Raw genomic sequence first — 695 nt, 5'->3', positions numbered from 1 at the left:
CTCGAAGACCTGCTGTACGTGCGGCGGCTACATTGCCGGTTCGAAGGCCGTGGTTGAACTTCTGAAGTTCACGTCGCCCGGTTTTGTCTACAGCGTCGGCATGTCGCCTGTTCTCGCCGCAGCCGCGAAGCGCGCGTTGGAAATGATGCTCGCCGAGCCCGAACGCGTCGCGAAGCTTCAGGCCGTGAGTCACGAGTTCGTGCGCTACGCCAAGGAAAAGGGGCTTGACACCGGTGCGGCCGAGGGCTACGCCGTCGTGCCGATCATGCTCGGAAGCTCCCTCCTGGCCGGGAAGCTCGCCACGCGTCTCTTCGAGCGTCACGTCAACGTGCTTCCGATCATCTATCCGGTGGTCGAAGAAGGTGCGGCACGCTTGCGTTTCTTCCTTTCGGCTGCGCACGAGCTCAAGCACGTGCATGAAGCGATTGACATGGTTTGCGAGGAGCTCCCGAAAGCCAAGGCGGATGTTGAGGCGATGACGCACGGGAAAGGCGCAACATAGATTTCATTGTTCGAAACGCTTCCCTAAGCACGGGGAGTCGTCCGCTGGAATCCGCTGCATGCCGAGAATAAAAAGCGCGGCGCCCTTCGTGAAGAGTGGCGCCGCGCTTTTCATCGAGCACGCTTACATCAACTTTGATTAAAAGTATTTCGTCACACCCGTGTAGAGATTGAAGTCGGAGTCCGTGTACATA

General features: G+C 58.6%; 1 protein-coding gene. It reads left to right on the top strand.

What is annotated here, in order from left to right:
* On the top strand, positions 1 to 502 hold a 502-nt coding region (locus H6A60_RS12085), incomplete at its 5' end, for an aminotransferase class I/II-fold pyridoxal phosphate-dependent enzyme (RefSeq protein ID WP_205104968.1).
* Between the last annotated feature and the right edge of the window lie 193 nt (positions 503 to 695).

It is taken from the genome of Sutterella massiliensis, from assembly GCF_016899755.1.
Classification (GTDB): Bacteria; Pseudomonadota; Gammaproteobacteria; order Burkholderiales; family Burkholderiaceae_F; genus Sutterella; species Sutterella massiliensis.
Note: the sequence above shows the minus strand (reverse complement) of the source record. Positions and strands in the feature narration are given on the sequence as shown.